Origin of the sequence: Streptomyces pilosus (assembly GCF_014649835.1) — a bacterium.
Taxonomy (GTDB): Bacteria; Actinomycetota; Actinomycetes; order Streptomycetales; family Streptomycetaceae; genus Streptomyces; species Streptomyces pilosus.
In genome coordinates this window covers 169800-187085 of the sequence record NZ_BMTU01000012.1, presented here as the reverse complement: position 1 = coordinate 187085, position 17286 = coordinate 169800, and the positions used below count along the sequence as shown (strand labels likewise).

At 73.2% G+C, this 17286-nt stretch carries 13 protein-coding genes; 9 read left to right on the top strand and 4 right to left on the bottom strand.

Annotated elements, in window-relative coordinates; genetic code table 11:
• Positions 1-9: 9 nt before the first annotated feature.
• Both IE118_RS26325 and IE118_RS26320 read right to left on the bottom strand, forming a co-directional pair.
• Positions 10-1011, bottom strand: coding sequence for a phosphatase PAP2 family protein (locus tag IE118_RS26325; RefSeq protein WP_189560529.1), 1002 nt, complete (start codon positions 1009-1011; stop codon positions 10-12).
• 225 nt (positions 1012-1236) lie between these two features.
• On the bottom strand, positions 1237-2544 hold the full coding sequence (locus tag IE118_RS26320) for a glycosyltransferase family 39 protein (protein ID WP_189560528.1): 1308 nt from the start codon (positions 2542-2544) through the stop codon (positions 1237-1239).
• Positions 2545-2808: 264 nt separating this feature from the next.
• Here IE118_RS26320 and IE118_RS26315 point away from each other — a divergent pair, with 264 nt between their 5' ends.
• Both IE118_RS26315 and IE118_RS26310 read left to right on the top strand, forming a co-directional pair.
• Positions 2809-4419: an MFS transporter gene (locus IE118_RS26315; protein WP_189560527.1), complete on the top strand. Its 1611-nt coding sequence runs from the start codon at positions 2809-2811 to the stop codon at positions 4417-4419.
• Between the two features lie 120 nt (positions 4420-4539).
• Entirely contained in the window at positions 4540-5730 is a 1191-nt protein-coding gene (locus IE118_RS26310) for an acyl-CoA dehydrogenase family protein (RefSeq protein ID WP_189560526.1), read from the top strand.
• 52 nt (positions 5731-5782) lie between these two features.
• On the opposite strand, the gene IE118_RS26305 is transcribed toward IE118_RS26310, so the two are convergent.
• Positions 5783-6220, bottom strand: a complete 438-nt coding sequence (locus IE118_RS26305) for a cell division protein SepF (RefSeq protein WP_037941105.1) — start codon at positions 6218-6220, stop codon at positions 5783-5785.
• 288 nt (positions 6221-6508) lie between these two features.
• Here IE118_RS26305 and IE118_RS26300 point away from each other — a divergent pair, with 288 nt between their 5' ends.
• The 5 genes from IE118_RS26300 (at position 6509) to IE118_RS26280 (ending at position 15325) form a co-directional block, all read left to right on the top strand.
• Positions 6509-7738 (top strand): DUF5685 family protein, encoded by a 1230-nt coding sequence (locus IE118_RS26300; RefSeq protein ID WP_189560525.1) that lies wholly within the window; start codon positions 6509-6511, stop codon positions 7736-7738.
• A 297-nt stretch (positions 7739-8035) separates the two neighbouring features.
• Positions 8036-8941 carry a S1 family peptidase gene (locus IE118_RS26295; RefSeq protein ID WP_189560524.1) on the top strand — a complete coding sequence of 302 codons (906 nt, stop codon included), beginning with the start codon at positions 8036-8038 and terminating at the stop codon, positions 8939-8941.
• A gap of 482 nt (positions 8942-9423) precedes the next feature.
• Positions 9424-10506 carry a S1 family peptidase gene (locus IE118_RS26290; RefSeq protein ID WP_189560523.1) on the top strand — a complete coding sequence of 361 codons (1083 nt, stop codon included), beginning with the start codon at positions 9424-9426 and terminating at the stop codon, positions 10504-10506.
• A 194-nt stretch (positions 10507-10700) separates the two neighbouring features.
• Entirely contained in the window at positions 10701-14288 is a 3588-nt protein-coding gene (locus IE118_RS26285) for a DNA polymerase III subunit alpha (protein ID WP_189560522.1), read from the top strand.
• Positions 14285-15325 (top strand): DNA polymerase Y family protein, encoded by a 1041-nt coding sequence (locus IE118_RS26280; protein ID WP_189560521.1) that lies wholly within the window; start codon positions 14285-14287, stop codon positions 15323-15325. The genes IE118_RS26285 and IE118_RS26280 overlap by 4 nt, the downstream gene beginning before the upstream one ends.
• A gap of 2 nt (positions 15326-15327) precedes the next feature.
• On the opposite strand, the gene IE118_RS26275 is transcribed toward IE118_RS26280, so the two are convergent.
• Positions 15328-15702, bottom strand: a complete 375-nt coding sequence (locus IE118_RS26275; protein ID WP_189560520.1) for a cupin domain-containing protein — start codon at positions 15700-15702, stop codon at positions 15328-15330.
• A gap of 81 nt (positions 15703-15783) precedes the next feature.
• Here IE118_RS26275 and IE118_RS26270 point away from each other — a divergent pair, with 81 nt between their 5' ends.
• Both IE118_RS26270 and IE118_RS26265 read left to right on the top strand, forming a co-directional pair.
• Positions 15784-16230, top strand: coding sequence for a MarR family winged helix-turn-helix transcriptional regulator (locus IE118_RS26270; protein ID WP_189560572.1), 447 nt, complete (start codon positions 15784-15786; stop codon positions 16228-16230).
• Between the two features lie 175 nt (positions 16231-16405).
• The gene (locus IE118_RS26265) at positions 16406-17269 is read left to right on the top strand and encodes an esterase/lipase family protein (protein ID WP_189560519.1); all 864 of its coding nucleotides are present in this window, start codon (positions 16406-16408) and stop codon (positions 17267-17269) included.
• Positions 17270-17286 lie beyond the last annotated feature (17 nt).

The following is a 17286-nucleotide window of genomic DNA, read 5'->3' as shown; positions in this document are numbered from 1 at the left end:
CGCCGTCCGTCAGGGACGGGTCGCGGACGTCGTGCCGCGCGGATGGCGCTCCGGGTGCGGTGGGCGGCGGCTGCCCGCCGGCGTGACCGGGGAGCGTTCCGCGCGCGTGGTGTGCGGGCCGGGTGCCAGATAGGCCGGCGTCCGGGCCGGGCGCCCGGTCGGGACCGGCCCCGGCGCGGGGTCCGCGCGGTCGGTGAGCGGCCTGAGCACGACGGGCCGGCCGACCGGTCCCGCCACCGCCGCCGGACGGCGCCGGCGCGCCCGCCAGTGGTCGCGCAGGGCGAAGAGGCGGTTCTCGGTGCGGGCGATCAGCGGCTCGAACCAGGGCAGCGCGAGCAGGATCAGCAGGCCCGCGGCCCAGCCCAGGACCACGTCGCTCAGCCAGTGCGTCCCGATGTAGACGGTGGACAGCCCCACGCCGAGCGAGGTCACCGCGGACACGGCGGACAGCCAGCGCCGGGCTCTCGGGGTGGAGGCCAGATAGGCCAGGATGCCCCAGGTCACCACGGCGTTGGCGGTGTGGCCGCTGGGAAATATATCGCCGCCGAGCCACATCTCGTTCGAACCGATCTCGGTCGCGTAGTGCGGACCGAGACGCCCCATGCCGTACTTCGCGGCACCCACGGTGACGTTGAGCAGCAGCAGGGAGACGCCCAGGGCGAGCAGCGGACGCAGGGTGTGCTGCCGCCAGGACCGCCACCCCAGCCAGGCCGTGACCATCACGGCGGTGGGGCCGCGCTGGCCGAGGACCACGTAGTAGTCCACGAAGGCGTGGAGCTCCGGCCACTGCTGGTAGGGGCGGAAGAACATGACCTGCCAGTCCAGCCGGACCAGCCAGGAGGTGATCAGGACGGCCCACACGATCGCCACGTAGAAGGCCAGGGTGGCGCCGAAGAGCACCGTCCGGTGCCGGCTCATTCGCGGCATGCCGATGTGGGCCGGTCGTTCCGGCTCACGGTCCAGCCTCGCGAACACCCGGTCCAGACGGGTGTGTTTCCGTTCGGTACGCACCCAATCGACGTTACAGCGAGTGAGCGGGGAACCCCGACGAATCGGCCTGTTTGTGATGACGATGTGATGTGGGATTGCTCTCAGGAGAACCCTTATTTCCGGCGAATCCACGCTCCGGACTTCAATTCTTTTGATCATTCGGGGCGGGGGTTTTATCGCGCTTTTGAATTCGTTCACCACGGCCTGGTGCCGAATTCCCCCGGCGCTCGTCGGCCGTCCGGGCGGTCAGGGCGGGCCGGAACCGTTCAGCCAGAAGGCCCCGTACACGGCGGAGGCGACCGCGATCGCGCCCACCACCAGCACCGGCCGGGGCGGCCGTGCCCGGGCCAGGGCCGCCGCGAGGGGCAGCAGCAGGGGGAAGGCGGGCAGCAGCAGCCGCGGCTTGGAGCCGAAGTAGCTCGAGGCGCAGAGGGCGAGCGCGGTGACGACCCCGGCGTACACCAGCAGGGGCAGGGGCTGGCGCTGCCGTACGCAGACCACGTACAGCCACACCACGAGGGCGACGCCGAGCACCAGCGCGAGCCCGGCCAGGGCGGACGGGAAGGACGTGAACCTGCCCGCGACGAAGCGGGCGAAGGCGTATCCGCCGTCGAACCCGTTCCGCCATCCGGCCTGCACCTCCAGATACCCCAGCGGTCCCTCCCCGGTCCGGTGCCCCACCCACAGGACGTAACCGGCGGCTCCCAGGGGCGCGAGGAGCATGCCGGCGATCCGGCGCGGGCGGTCACCGGGGGCGCCCGGTGGGAGCGGGGCGCCGTCCGGCACGGGCGCGCGCGGGGCGGTCGCGGGGACACCGGCGCGTTCCCCGGCCCGCGCGCCGTCCGGCACCGGCGCGCTGCGACCGTGCCCGAAGGGGGTGCCCCCGCGTTCGCCGTCGCGCCCCGAACCGGCGCGTTCGCGCAGGAAGGCGGCGACGCCCGCCGCCCACACGGCCGCGACCACCGCCATCCCCACCGGCCGGGTCAGGCCCGCCAGACCCGCGAGGAGGCCCGCGGTCACCCAGCGGCCGGTCAGCACGGCGTACAGCGACCACGCGGCGAGTGCGGTGAACAGGGACTCGCTGTACGCCATCGACTGCACGATCCCGACCGGCAGCACCGCCCACAGCAGCACCGCGTACATCCCGGCCCGGGGCCCGTACACGTGGTCGGCCACGGCGAAGATCCCCCAGGCCGCGGCGAGCGAGGCCAGGACGGCGACCAGGAACCCCGCGTCGGCGTACGACAGCGGGGAGACGGCCGCCACCAGCCGCTCCAGCCACGGCAGCAGCGGGAAGAACGCCAGGTTGGAGTGCACGTCTCCGTTCGGCAGCCGCACCTCGTAGCCGTAGCCCAGCTCGGCGACGCGCGTGTACCAGAGCGCGTCCCAGCGGGCGGTCAGCAGGGTGTACGCGCTCTTCCCGCGCGCCTCGCTCCACAGGGCCAGCACGACCAGGCCCAGGGCGCGCACGGCGGCGTACCCGAGGAGGGCGGGAGCGGCCCGCCGCAGTGCTCCGGGGCGGGCCGGGAGGGCGCGCGTGTCGAGATCGTTCACGGGCCCGATTATCGACCCGGCGCGGAACCGGTCCGCCCGCCCGGCGTGCGCGGCGGGGCAGGGGAGTGGTGCACGCCACACCCGTCGGCCGGAACTGTGAGAGGCCCGTCACTCGACCCCGGCGTCCACTCGCGTACTCTGACGTGTCACTCGCCGTTCGCTGCGCGGGCCGGGGACCACCGCTCCTCCCCGGCCGAGTCACGGGGGAGTCCCCCACCCCGTGAGCCCGCCGATCGCGAGGGAACATCTGGGAGGTACGTGTACATGTCCGGGACGACCACGGCCGCCGCCGCGCTGCGCCGTCGGGCGGCCGGGGCCGGTGCCAACCGCTGGGTGGTGCTCGTCGTCCTCTGCGTCAGCCTGCTGCTGGTCGCCGTCGACGCCACCGTGCTGCACGTGGCGGTCCCCGCCGTCACCGAGGACCTCAGGCCCGGCGCGGTGGAGCTGCTCTGGATCGTTGACGCCTACCCCTTGGTCTGCGCCTCGCTGCTGATCCTCTTCGGCACCCTGGGCGACCGGGTCGGCCGCAGACGGGTCCTCCTGCTCGGCTACGCCCTGTTCGGTGTCGCCTCCGGTATGGCCGCCCTCGCGGACAGCGCCCAGACGCTGATCCTGGCGCGGGCGCTGCTCGGCGTCGGCGGCGCGATGATCATGCCCGCCACGCTCTCGATCCTGCGCCAGGTCTTCCCGGACCGGCGCGAGAGGGCGCTGGCCATCGGCATCTGGAGCGCCGTCGCCGCCGTGGGCGCGGCGGCCGGGCCGCTGGTCGGGGGCTTCCTGCTGGAGCACTTCTGGTGGGGCTCGGTGTTCCTGGTCAACATCCCGCTGATGCTGGTCAGTCTCCCGGTGGGACGGCTCGTGCTGCCGGAGTCCAGGGGCGAGGGCCGGGTCCCCTGGGACGTGGCCGGCGCGCTGATGGCCGCCGCCGGGCTGTTCGCCCTGGTCCTCGGCGTGAAGCGGCTCGGCGGCGGTGACCCCGCCGCCGGCGTCTGGACCGTCCTGCCGCTCGTCGCCGGCGCCGGACTGCTCACCGCCTTCGTGCGCCGGCAGCGGCGCCGCGCGCATCCGCTGGTCGACCTGCGGATGTTCACCCGGCCGGCGTTCAGCACCTCGGTGGGCTGCATCGTGCTGGCCATGCTCGCCCTGGTGGGCCTGGAACTGATCGCCGCCCAGTACCTCCAGCTGGTGCTGGGCCTCTCCCCGCTGGAGACCGGGCTGCGCCTGGTGCCGCTGACCGTCGCGGCGATGGCCGCGGGACTGGCGGGCGCGCGCATGCTGCGCCGGTTCGGCCCGCGCCGCATGGTCAGCGCCGGCTTCTGCCTCACGGCGGCGGCGGTGGTGCTGCTGACCGCGATGGGCGGGCAGGACAACGCCCCGCTGCTGCTTACCGGCTTCGTCCTGCTCGGCTTCGGCCTGGAGACCACCCTGTTCGGCGCCTACGAGTCGATGCTCAGCGAGGCCCCGCCGCAGCAGGCCGGCGGGGCGGCGGCGATCGGCGAGACCTCCTACCAGCTCGGCGCCGGGATCGGGATCGCGCTCCTCGGCAGCGTCATGAACGCGGCCTACGCGCCCGGCGTCGCCGGTGTGCCCGGGGTGCCCGACGGGGCCTCCGCCGCGGCGGCGCACTCGCTCGGTGAGGCGCACGAGGTGGCGGCCGGGCTCGGCGGGCCCGCCGGTCAGGCCCTGCGGCAGGCGGCCCGCGACTCCTTCGTGCACGGGCTGCACGTGACCCTGCTGGTCAGCGCGGGCCTGCTGCTGCTCGGGGCGGCGATCGCGCTCAGGCTGCCGCGGGCGATGAGCGGTGAGACGGCGCCCGTCGAGGTGCCCGCGCCGCGGGAGGCCCTGGAGCCGCGCGGCGCCGGGGTGAAGGTGTGAGCCGCGCCCGCCCGGCCGGGGTGGACGTGCGGGGGGCCGCGTCGTAACGTCGCCCCGAGCCGTGACTAGCAGTGCTAGTTGATGTCCCGGAGTTCCCGGATCAGCCCCGGAGGGTGTCCCATGTCCGCGTCCGCGAAGTTGCCTCCCTTCGACCCCGCCGACCCCCTTGGCCTCGACGACCTGCTGGAGCCGGAGGACCTGGCGGTCCGGGACACGGTGCGTGACTGGGCCGCGGACCGGGTGCTGCCGTACGTCGCCGACTGGTACGAGAAGGGCGAGCTGCCCGGCATCCGGGAGCTGGCCCGGGAGCTCGGCGGGATCGGCGCGCTCGGCATGTCCCTCGACGGCTACGGCTGCGCGGGCGCGAGCGCCGTGCAGTACGGGCTCGCCTGTCTGGAACTGGAGGCGGCCGACTCCGGGATCCGCTCCCTGGTCTCCGTGCAGGGCTCGCTCGCCATGTACGCCATCCACCGCTTCGGCAGTGAGGAGCAGAAGCGGCAGTGGCTGCCCCGGATGGCGTCCGGCGAGGTCATCGGCTGCTTCGGGCTCACCGAACCCGACATCGGCTCCGACCCGGGCTCGATGCGCACCCACGCCAGGAGGGACGGCACCGACTGGGTGCTGAACGGGCGCAAGATGTGGATCACCAACGGATCCGTGGCCGGGGTCGCGGTGGTGTGGGCGCGGACCGACGAGGGGATCCGCGGCTTCGCCGTGCCCACCGACAGCGCCGGGTTCTCGGCGCCGGAGATCAGGCACAAGTGGTCCCTGCGCGCCTCCGTCACCAGCGAGCTGGTCATGGACGACGTACGGCTGCCGGCCGACGCGGTGCTGCCGGGGGTGACCGGGCTCAAGGGCCCGCTGAGCTGTCTCTCGCACGCCCGGTACGGGATCGTCTGGGGTGCGATGGGCGCCGCGCGGAGCTCCTTCGAGGCGGCGGTCGACTACGCGAGGACGCGGGAGCAGTTCGGGCGGCCCATCGGCGGGTTCCAGCTCACCCAGGCCAAGCTCGCCGACATGGCGGTCGAACTGCACAAGGGGATTCTGCTCGCCCACCACCTGGGGCGGCGCATGGACGCCGGCCGCCTGCGTCCCGAGCAGGTCAGCTTCGGCAAGCTCAACAACGTCCGCGAGGCCATCGACATCTGCCGCACGGCCCGCACGATCCTCGGCGCCAACGGGATCTCGCTCGAGTACCCGGTGATGCGGCACGCGACGAACCTGGAATCGGTGCTCACCTACGAGGGCACCGTCGAGATGCACCAACTGGTGCTGGGCAAGGCGCTCACCGGAATCGACGCCTTCCGGTAGACCCGGCCGCGGAGGACCTCACGCGGAGGCGGGGCCGGCGCGCGGCCCCGCCTCAGCTCTGGTTGAAGAAGCCGTCGGAACGGTGCGCGGCCGGCTCGCCGCTGACGACCTCGGTGTCGGCCGGGCTGAGCAGGAACACCCGGTTGGAGACCCGCTCGATGGAACCGCGCAGGCCGAAGATGAGGCCCGCCGCGAAGTCGACGACGCGCTTGGCGTCACCGGCGTCCATGGCCGTGAGGTTCATGATGACGGGAACGCCCTCGCGGAACAGCTCGCCGATGGCGCGGGCGTCCCGGAAGCTGTCCGGGGTCACCGTGCCGATCCGGCGGCCCTTCTCCTCGGCGACGTCCGAGGCGACCTTGACCCGCGGATCGGTGACCCAGGCCTCCCCGGTCTCGGGCCCGTCGGAGTAGTCGTCGTCGTAGTAACGCTCGTCTTCGTTGTCGTCGACGAGGCCAAGCCAGGCACTTGCCTTGCGTACCGATCCCATGGACGCCTCCTCTCACAGCGGTCCTTCTGCTTTCCGCACCCCTATGGTCGTCCATGATGCGGATGGCGCGCCAAGTGGATAGACGCCGCGCGGGGGGTTTGTGACGCTACTGGTGCACAGCGGATCCGTCGAGAGTCCGTGTTTCCCAAGGGTCGTGACGCAAACGGCTGCTGACTGTGAGTGAAATATGATTCTTCTCGGCGTCCGGGTGATGAGGGGTACGGACGGGTGAACGCGTCGGCCGGTACGATGCGGCGGCTTTGTCGTACAACTGCACGGGGGAACGTCGTGTTCGGAATGGTCAGGCCGTGTCGGCACCGGCTCGGGGAGAAGCTCACCGCCCAGTGGACGGCCCATTTGTGCGGGCTGTGCCTCGCGTTGCGCGGGGACCACGGTCAGCTCGCGCGCATCGTCACCAATTACGACGGGCTGCTGATATCCGTCCTGACGGAGGCTCAGTCCGGTGCCGCGGAGGCGGGACGGCGCACCGCGGGACCCTGCCCGCTGCGCGGCATGCGCACCGCGTCCGTCGCACACGGTGAGGGGGCGCGGCTCGCGGCAGCGGTCTCCCTCGTGCTGGCCTCCGCCAAGATGCGCGACCATGTCGCCGACGGTGACGGACTGCTGGCGCGCGGGCCGGTGGCGCTCGCCGCGCGCCGGGTCGCGGCGGGCTGGGACCGGGCCGGGGCGCGGACCGGTTCGGACGTCGGCTTCGACACGGCCGTGCTGCTCGACGCCGTGGACCGGCAGACCGGGATCGAGACGCTCGCCGGGCCCGGCACCCCGGTGCTCACCGTGACCGAACCCACCGAGACCGCGACCGCGGCGGCCTTCGCGCACACCGCCGTGCTCGCCGGCCGGCCGCGCAACGCCGCACCGCTCGCGGAGGCCGGGCGTCTCTTCGGGCGCCTCGCGCACCTGCTGGACGCGGTGGAGGACCGGCAGGCCGACGCCGCCTCCGGAGCCTGGAACCCGCTCACCGCCACCGGCACCTCGCTCGTGGAGGCCCGCCGGCTCGCCGACGACGCGGTGCACGGCATCCGGCTCGCCCTGCGCGAGGTGGAGTTCGCGGACGCCGGGCTCGCGCACCTGCTGCTCGTGCACGAGGTGCGGCGGTCGGTGGACCGGGCGTTCGGCACGGTGCCCGTCTGCGCCTCGCACGGGCCCGGGCCCCACGACCCGCCGCCGCAGCCTCCGTACGGTGGCGGGAACCCGTACGCCGGCGCTCCGTACGGTGGCGGGAACCCGTACGCCGGTGGTGGGGGAGTGCCCGGCGGGGGGAGCGGTGGCGGGGGTGGCGGCTTCGGGGACTCCGGCCCCGGTCCGGCCGCGCAGCCCCCGCGCGGGCGGCGTGGATTCTGGGCCGGGTGCGGGATGTTCTGGCTGCTGTGCTGCACCTGCAAGCTGTGCTGCGCCACGGAGTACGAGGGGCCGTGGTCCCGTAAGCAGCGTGAAGGCTGTTGCCACAAGTGCGACTGCGACGGGTGCGACTGCTGCTGCCCCTGCGACGGCTGCTAGCGGACGCCGGGCAAGCGGAGGGGCGACTTCCGGACACCGCGCGGCCGTTCGGCCGGTCGTCAGAAGCCTGTGACCGCTGGTAACGCGCTTCCGCGCGTGGGTCAAATCTCCTACATGGTTCAAAGGTTGACGGCCGAAAGGCACTCTTGCGCCGAACGGTCGGTCGGCCGAATACTCACGTCCAGCGCTTGTCAGGGGCACGACGTGTTCGGAATCCGGACGCGTGGCCGGCTGACTGCGCCTCACGGGCCCACAACCCCACGAGGGCCCCCTACTTCCTTTGTGGAGGAACGAGAAGTGAGGATCAAGCGCACCACCCCCCGCAGCGGCATCTCGAGACGGACTCGGCTGATCGCCGTATCCACCGGCCTCGTGGCCGCTGCCGCGATCGCGATCCCCAGCGCGAACGCGGCCGAAGCCCCCAGTACCTTCAGTTCCGCCGAGCTCAAGGGCGTCAGCGGCTCGGTGCTGGAGGCCGACATCCCGGGCACCGCCTGGGCCGTCGACAGCAAGACCAACCGGGTCGTCGTCACCGTCGACAGCACCGTCTCCCAGGCCGAGATCAACAAGATCAAGCAGCAGGCCGGGGACGACGCCGGGGCGATCAGCGTCAAGCGCACCCCGGGCAAGTTCACCAAGCTCATCCAGGGCGGCGACGCCATCTACTCGAACAGCGGCCGCTGCTCCCTCGGCTTCAACGTCCGCTCCAGCAGCGGCGCCGAGTACTTCCTGACGGCCGGTCACTGCACCGAGGGTGCGGGCACCTGGTACGGCAACTCCAGCCGGACCACGGTCCTCGGCTCGACCGCCGGCACCAGCTTCCCGGGCAACGACTACGGCATCGTGCGCTACACCGGTTCCGTCAGCCGTCCCGGCACCGCGAACGGCGTGGACATCACCCGTGCGGCCACCCCGAGCGTGGGCACCACCGTCATCCGTGACGGCTCCACCACGGGCACGCGCAGCGGCCGGGTGACCGCCCTGAACGCCACCGTCAACTACGGCGGCGGCGACGTCGTCTCCGGCCTCATCCAGACCACGGTCTGCGCCGAGCCGGGCGACTCCGGCGGCTCGCTCTACGGCAGCAACGGCACCGCGTACGGTCTGACCTCCGGCGGCAGCGGCAACTGCTCCTCCGGCGGCACGACCTTCTTCCAGCCGGTGACCGAGGCCCTGAGCGCCTACGGGGTCAGCCTCTACTAGGACGCGCCCCGCTCCGCCGGCCCCACGGCGGCTGTACGACGACGAGCCCCCGCACGCGACTCCGCGTGCGGGGGCTCGCTCCTGTCAGGCCCCCCGCGGGCCGCCCCCGGCGGCCGTCGCGCCAGGGGCGCGGACCCAACTACCGGCCCTCCGCGGCCGTGTGCGACGAGGCCACGAAGGGGCGATTTCAAGCCAACGGTCGATCTTATGGTCTGGACCGGCGGCCCCTCCTTCGCAGCGTTCGCAGTGCGAACCCCGCCCGCGTGTCCATGACCAGTCAGGACATAGAGGGCGCAGGGTCGTTGCCGTGCGCGCGTCCGGAAGTCGACCTTGTGTGCCCCCTGTGAGGTTCGGAAGAGTGGGCGCCGTTCGACCGGCACGGGCGTGGCTTCTTTCGTGTTCTGCCCCCGTCGCCGTACGCCTTCCGGTCCGGTGAGGTCCCCACAACCCTCCGGACCGTCCCCCCCACAGGAGGACGTAAGTTGAAGCACCGACGCATACCCGGGCGACGTGCGGTCGTGGCGGGTGCGGGCATCGCCGCGCTGGCCGCGGGCGCTGTCACCTTCCAGACCGCGAACGCCAGCGAGGTCCCGGCGGACGCGGAGCCCCGGACGCTCTCGGTCCAGGCGGCCGGAAAGCTCGCCTCGACCCTCGCCCGGGACCTGGGCGCCGACGCGGCGGGAACGTACTACGACGCCAAGAGCAAGAGCCTCGTGGTGAACGTGCTCGACGAGGACGCCGCCGAGACCGTCGAGTCGGCCGGCGCCAGGGCGAGAGTCGTGGCGCACTCCCTGGCCGAGCTGAAGAGCGCGCACACCGCACTGAAGCAGGACGCCACCATCCCGGGCACCGCCTGGGTGACCGACCCCACCACGAACAAGGTCGTCGTCACCGCGGACCGCACCGTCTCCGAGGCGGAGTGGGCCGAGCTGGGGAAGGTCGTCGACTCGCTGGGCGCCAAGGCCGAACTCCGGCGCACCGAGGGGGAGTACAAGCCCTTCGTCGCGGGCGGTGACGCCATCACCGGAGGCGGCGGGCGCTGCTCGCTCGGCTTCAACGTGACCAAGGGCGGCGAGCCGCACTTCCTCACCGCCGGCCACTGCACCGACTCCGTCTCCACCTGGTCGGACTCCTCGGGCGGCGTGATCGGCGAGAACGCGGCGTCCAGCTTCCCGGGCGACGACTACGGGCTGGTCAAGTACACCGCCGACGTGGACCACCCGAGCGAGGTGAACCTCTACGACGGCTCCACGCAGGCGATCTCCGGCGCCGCGGAGGCCACCGTCGGCATGCAGGTCACCCGCAGCGGCTCCACGACCCAGGTGCACTCCGGCACGGTCACCGGTCTGGACGCCACCGTGAACTACGGCAACGGCGACATCGTCAACGGTCTGATCCAGACCGACGTGTGCGCCGAGCCCGGCGACAGCGGCGGCTCGCTCTTCTCGGGCAGCAGCGCGGTCGGTCTCACCTCGGGCGGCAGCGGCGACTGCGCCTCGGGCGGCACGACCTTCTTCCAGCCGGTGACGGAGGCCCTGTCGGCCACCGGTACGCAGATCGGCTGAGCACGCCTCGTCACGACGTCCCGCCCCTCCGTCACGGAGGGGCGGGATTTTCGTGCGTTCCGGGGTGTTCGGGCAGGTGGGAGGGGTGGCACGGATGTCGCACACGTATTCGAGAATTGGTCTATGGTGGGGGTGAGGTAGCTGGGAACAATTGTTCGAGAGTCGATCGTGGCTCACGAGTGCGGGAGGTGCGTGTGCCGGGGTTCACGCATCTGCACACCGTCTCCGGGTTCTCCCTGCGCTACGGCGCCTCCCACCCGGAGCGGCTGGCCGAGCGCGCCTCGGAGCGGGGCATGGACGCCCTCGCCCTCACCGACCGCGACACCCTGGCCGGATCCGTCCGCTTCGCCAAGGCCTGCGCGAAGGCCGGGGTCCGCCCGCTGTTCGGCGCGGAACTGGCGGTCGCGGCCCCCGCGGCCACCCCGGACGTACGCGGGGCCGGGGCCGTGCGGCAGGACCGGCGCCGCACCCCGGTGCGCGGGGGCGCCTTCATCGACGAGTCGGCCCCGCGGGTCACCTTCCTCGCCCGGGACGGCGCCCGCGGCTGGGCCGGCCTGTGCCGCCTGGTCTCCGCCGCCCACACCCACGAAGGGCTCCCGCTGCTGTCCTGGGAGGACAACCACGCCGACGGCCTGACCGTCCTGCTCGGCCCCGACTCCGACATCGGCCGCGCCCTCGCCGCGGGCCGCCCCGACCGCGCCGCCCGGCTGCTCGCCCCCTGGCGGGAGCGCTACGGTGACGCCCTGCGCCTGGAAGCCGTCTGGCACGGACGCCGGGGCACCGGCCCCGGCTCCCTGCGGCTGGCCGCCCGCACCCTGGGCTTCGCCGCCGAACAGGGCGTCCGGCCCGTGCTGAGCAACGCCGTCCGCTACGCCGACCCCGGCCTCGGTCCGGTCGCCGACGTGCTGGACGCCGCCCGGCGGCTGGTCCCCGTCGACCCGGCCGGAGGCCTGGACTCCGGCGAGGCATGGATCAAGGACCAGGGCGCCATGCTGGAGGCGGCCGGGCGGATCGTCGAGGCCGCGGGCTTCCGGCGCGAGACCGCCCTCAGGCTGCTGGAGCAGACACAGGCCACGGCCGCCGAGTGCCTGGTCGACCCCGAGGACGACCTCGGCATGGGCAGCGTCCACTTCCCCGAACCGCACCTCGTCGGCGCCGGCCGCCGCACCGCCCAGCGGGCGCTGGCCTCCCGCGCGGCGGCGGGCATGGTGCTGCGCGGGTACGCGGGCCGCCGGGAGTACTGGGAGCGTATGCACCAGGAGCTGGACATCATCGCCCACCACGGCTTCGCCTCCTACTTCCTCACCGTCTCCCAGGTCGTCGACGACATCCGGCACATGGGCATCCGGGTGGCCGCGCGCGGATCCGGCGCCGGCTCCCTGGTCAACCACGTCCTCGGCATCGCGCACGCCGACCCGGTCGAGCACGGGCTGCTGATGGAACGCTTCCTGTCCAAGGAACGGGTCGTGCTGCCCGACATCGACATCGACGTGGAGTCGGCGCGCCGTCTCGAGGTCTACCGCGCGATCATCGGCCGGTTCGGCACCGAGCGGGTCGCCACCATCGCCATGCCGGAGACGTACCGGGTGCGGCACGCCATCCGTGACGTCGGGGCGGCGCTGTCCATGGACCCGGCCGAGATCGACCGGGTCGCCAAGTCCTTCCCGCACATCCGCGCCCGCGACGCCCGCGCGGCGCTCGACGAGCTGCCGGAACTGCGGGAGCTGGCGGGGGAGAAGGAGAGGTACGGCAGGCTGTGGGAGCTGGTCGAGGCCCTCGACGCGCTCCCGCGCGGTGTCGCCATGCACCCCTGCGGCGTCCTGCTGTCCGACGCCTCCCTCCTCACCCGTACGCCGGTCATGCCGACCAGCGGGGAGGGCTTCCCCATGGCGCAGTTCGACAAGGACGACGTGGAGGACCTCGGACTGCTCAAGCTCGACGTGCTGGGCGTGCGGATGCAGTCGGCGATGGCGCACGCGGTCACCGAGGTGCGGCGGGCGACGGGGGAGCGGATCGACCTGGACGCGGTGCCGGAGGGCGACCCGGAGACGTACGGGCTCATCCGGTCCACCGAGACGCTCGGCTGCTTCCAGATCGAGTCCCCGGGACAGCGGGACCTGGTCGGGCGGCTCCAGCCGTCGACCTTCCACGACCTGGTCGTCGACATCTCCCTCTTCCGGCCCGGACCGGTCGCCGCCGACATGGTGCGGCCGTTCATCGAGGCCCGGCACGGACGGGCGCCGGTGCGCTACCCGCACCCGGACCTGGAGGAGACGCTGAAGGGGACCTACGGGGTCGTCGTCTTCCACGAGCAGGTCATCGACATCGTCTCGGTGCTGACCGGCTGCGGGCGCGGCGAGGCGGACCGGGTGCGGCGCGGGCTGTCCGACCCGGAGTCGCAGGGGCGGATCAAGGTGTGGTTCGCCCAGCACGCGGCGGCCCGGGGCTACGACGCGGAGACGATTCAGCGGACCTGGGAGATCGTCGAGGCCTTCGGTTCCTACGGATTCTGCAAGGCGCACGCGGTCGCCTTCGCCGTGCCGACGTACCAGTCGGCGTGGCTGAAGGCGCACCACCCGGCCGCCTTCTACGCGGGACTGCTCACCCACGACCCCGGGATGTACCCGAAGCGGCTGCTGCTGGCGGACGCGCGGCGGCGCGGTGTCCCGGTGCTGCCGCTGGACGTGAACAAGTCGGGGGTCGCACACCGGATCGAACTGGTGTCTGAATCGAAGGAGCCGAAGGAGCCGAAGGAGCTGAAGGGACCGCAGGGGCCGAAGGAACCGGAGGGGGCGCGGGAGGTGTGGGGACTGCGGCTGGCGCTCTCCGACGTGCACGGCATCAGCGAGGCCGAGGCCACCCGGATCGCCGAGGGGCAGCCGTACGCCTCCCTGCTCGACTTCTGGGAGCGGGCCCGCCCCAGCCGCCCGCTCGCCGGACGCCTGGCCCAGGTCGGCGCGCTGGACGCGTTCGGCGCCAACCGCCGTGACCTGCAACTGCACCTGACCGAACTGCACCGGGGCGCCCGCGGCGGACGCGGCGACCAGCTCCCCCTGTCCGGTGGCCGGAGGACCGCCCCGGCGGGGCTGCCCGACCTCACCGAGCCGGAGAAGCTCAGCGCCGAACTGGGCGTGCTGTCCATGGACGCCTCCCGCCATCTGATGGACGACCACGGGACCTTCCTCCAGGAACTGGGCGTGGTCTCCGCGCGGCGGCTGCGCGAGGCACGGCACGGGGACACCGTGCTGGTCGCGGGCGCCAAGGCGGCCACCCAGACCCCGCCCATCCGCTCCGGCAAGCGGGTCATCTTCTCCACCCTGGACGACGGCACCGGCCTGGTCGACCTCGCCTTCTTCGACGACTCCCACGACACCTGCGCCCACACCGTCTTCCACTCCTGGCTGCTGCTGGTGCGCGGGGTGGTGCAGCGCCGGGGCCCGCGCAGTTTCAGCGTGGTGGGCTCCGCCGCCTGGAACCTCGCCGACCTGCTGGAGGTCCGCCGGGAGGAGGGTCTGGAGGGGGTCGCCGCGCGGCTCGCCGGGCCGGCCGGCGCGGGTTCCGGGGCCGCCGACGACGAGGAGGGCCCGGCCCGCAGGCGGCTCGCCGGGTCGGACGGACGGCCCGCGCCGGCCGGTTCCGCGGCCCGGGACCCGATGGAGGACAGAACCATCCGCATGCCCACGGGGTACGAGATGCACCCCTGGGCCGATCTGCGCCCCGCGGGCGAAGGGTCCGCGGTGGGAAGGAAGTTGTGGCACCGGAGTCCGGGAAGTGCGGGATGACCGTTCTCTGCGTACGTTTCCAGCTGCCTCCGATGTACGAGACGGCCCTGCCGGGGCTGCTCGGCCTGCTGGAGGGGTTCACCCCCGTCGTGCAGGCCCTGCCGCCGGACGGGGCGCTGGCCGATCTGCGCGGCGCCGAACGGTACTTCGGACGCACCGCCCTCGAACTGGCCTCGGTGATCCGGGTGCGTGCCCTCGCCCTGCACGGCGTCGACTGCGTGATCGGCGCCGGGCCGGGCCCGATGCTGGCCCGCATGGCCCAGCGGGACGCCCGGCCGGGGCGGACCCGCGCGGTGGCCGCGGAGGAGGTGCGGGAGTTCCTCGCCGGCCAGCCCGTCGTCGCGCTGCCCGGCGTCGGCACCAGGACCGCCCGCACCCTGTGCGAGTACGGCCTCGACACCCTCGGCCGGGTCGCCGCCGCCCCGCTGTCCACGCTCCAGCGGCTGGTGGGCGCGAGGGCCGGGCGGGAACTGCACGAGAAGGCGAACGGCATGGACCGCGGCCGGGTCGTCCCCGACGCCGTCTCCCTCCCCCACTCCCGGCTCCGCCCGGGCGGGGGCACCACCCTCCTGGCGACCGAACGCCCCTTCACCCGCGACGAACTGGACCCCGGCCGGCACCGCCGGGCCCTGCTCTCCGCCGCGGAGGAACTGGGCGGCCGGCTGCGCGCCCTCGACCAGGTCTGCCGGAGCCTCACGCTCACCGTGCGCTACGCCGGCCTCCCGCACTCCCGGCCGGGCCCGAGCGGGGGGACCCCCGACGCCACCACCCGCACCCGCACCCTCCCCGAACCGACCGCCCACTCGCCCGCGCTCACCACGGTGGCGTACGGCATGTACGAGGCGCTCGGCCTCCAGCGCGCCCGGGTCCGCGCGATCGCGTTGCGCGCGGAGGGCCTCGCCCCCGCCGAGCGGGCCTCCCACCAGCTCACCTTCGACCCGGTGGACGAGAAGGTGCGCAGGATCGAGGAGGTCGCGGACCGGGCGCGGGCGAAGTTCGGCCCCCGCGCCGTGATGCCGGGCACGCTGGCCGCCTAGCCTCAGCCGGCCCACGGCGGCACGATGCGCGTGCCGTCGGCCAGGGTCGCCTCCAGGCCGTGGGAGGTGGTGACCCAGGAGACGGCGATCTCGTCGGCCGGGTTCTCGACGGCGAGGGTCGCGCCGGGGTGGACGATCACCGTGTCGCCGGCGGTGACCCGGTGCCGCGTGCCGTCGAGGGTGATCAGCAGTTCGCCGTCGAGCAGGTGGAGGATCTCCTCCCGGCTGACGGTGTGCGCGGGCGCCCGGGTCCCGCCGGGAATCTCGCCCCGCCAGGCGCACAGCTCCCTGCTGCCGGTCGAGGGGGCGGCGTGCGAGACGAAGCGGACGCCGTGCATCTCGTGGACGACGGCTTCGGACGGGCGGACGACGGGCATGAGGGCTCCTCCTGATGGTCAAGTAGGTTGACCATATACTCAAGCAGCTTGACCATTTCGTCAAGGTGCTTGAATGTGCTGGTGCAGAACTCCGAGGCCATGGCCCTGTCCGCCGCCCTGCTCGCCGTCGCCGGAGACCTCACCCGGCGCATCCATGAGGGGGTGGCCGCCCGCGGGTTCGAGGGGCTGCGGCCCGCGCACGGCTTCGCCTTCACCCGGCTCGCCCCGGACGGTGCGACGGTCACCGACCTGGCGGCCCATTTGGGGGTGACCAAACAGGCCGCGAGCCAGCTCGTCGACGAGCTGGTGCGCAAGGGGTACGCCGAGCGGCGCCCGCACCCCGGGGACGCGCGGGCGCGGCTGGTGGTGCTGACCGAGGAGGGGTGGGCCTGCACCCGGGCGGCCGAGGAGGCGGCGGCGGAGGCGGTGCGGGCCTGGGGTGAGGTGCTGGGGGAGCCGGAACTGCGGGCGCTGCGCGCGTCGTTGCCGCGCATCGTCCCCGGCGGGCCGATTCGTCCCGCTTGGTGACGCACTATCACCCGGCGGTGGCCGGGTGTGGGGGAGTGTCGGAAGTTTTTGCCGACCCGTAACTTACTCCGGCGGCTACTCGCCCGTAACTTGACGAGTGAACAGCATCCTCGTGATCCGGATCACAGGGCGTAGGACCCCACCCTTCCCCCTTGACCCGCAAGGAGATCACACGATGCTGCACTGGAAGCGGGTGCTCAGACCGCTGGCGGCGTTCCTCCTGGCCGCCGCGGCCGTCACCGTCCCCTCCGCCGCGAGCGCCCGGGCCGCCGCCGCACCCAGCTCGGGCTGGAACGACTACACGTGCGTGCCCTCCGCCGCCCACCCCCGCCCCGTCGTCCTGGTCCACGGCACCCTCGGCAACTCCGTCGACAACTGGCTGGGCCTCGCGCCTTACCTGAAGCACCGCGGCTACTGCGTCTACTCCCTCGACTACGGGCAGCTCCCCGGTGTCCCCTTCTTCCACGGTCTCGGCCCCGTCGAAAAGTCCGCCGAACAGCTCGACGCCTTCGTCGACAAGGTGCTCGCCGCGACCGGTGCCGACGAGGCCGACCTCGTGGGCCACTCCCAGGGCGGCATGATGCCGCGCCACTACCTCAAGTTCCTCGGCGGAGCGGCCGAGGTGAACGCCCTGGTCGGCATCGCGCCCAGCAACCACGGCACCACGCTCGGCGGACTCACCGCGCTGCTGCCGTACTTCCCCGGCGCCGAGGACCTGCTGAGCGAGGCCACCCCCGCCCTCGCCGACCAGGTCGCCGGCTCCGACTTCCTCACCCGGCTCAACGCGGGCGGCGACACCGTGCCCGGTGTCCGCTACACCGTCATCGCCACCCGCTACGACCAGGTCGTCACCCCGTACCGCAGCTCCTTCCTGACCGGGCCGAACGTGCGCAACGTGCTGCTCCAGGACCTATGTCCGGTCGACCTGTCCGAGCACCTGGCGGTCGGGCTGTTCGACCGGATCGTCTTCCACGAGGTGGCCAACGCCCTCGATCCGGCCCGCGCGAAACCCACCACCTGCGCCTCGGTGTTCAGCTGACACGTGCGGGGGCCCTG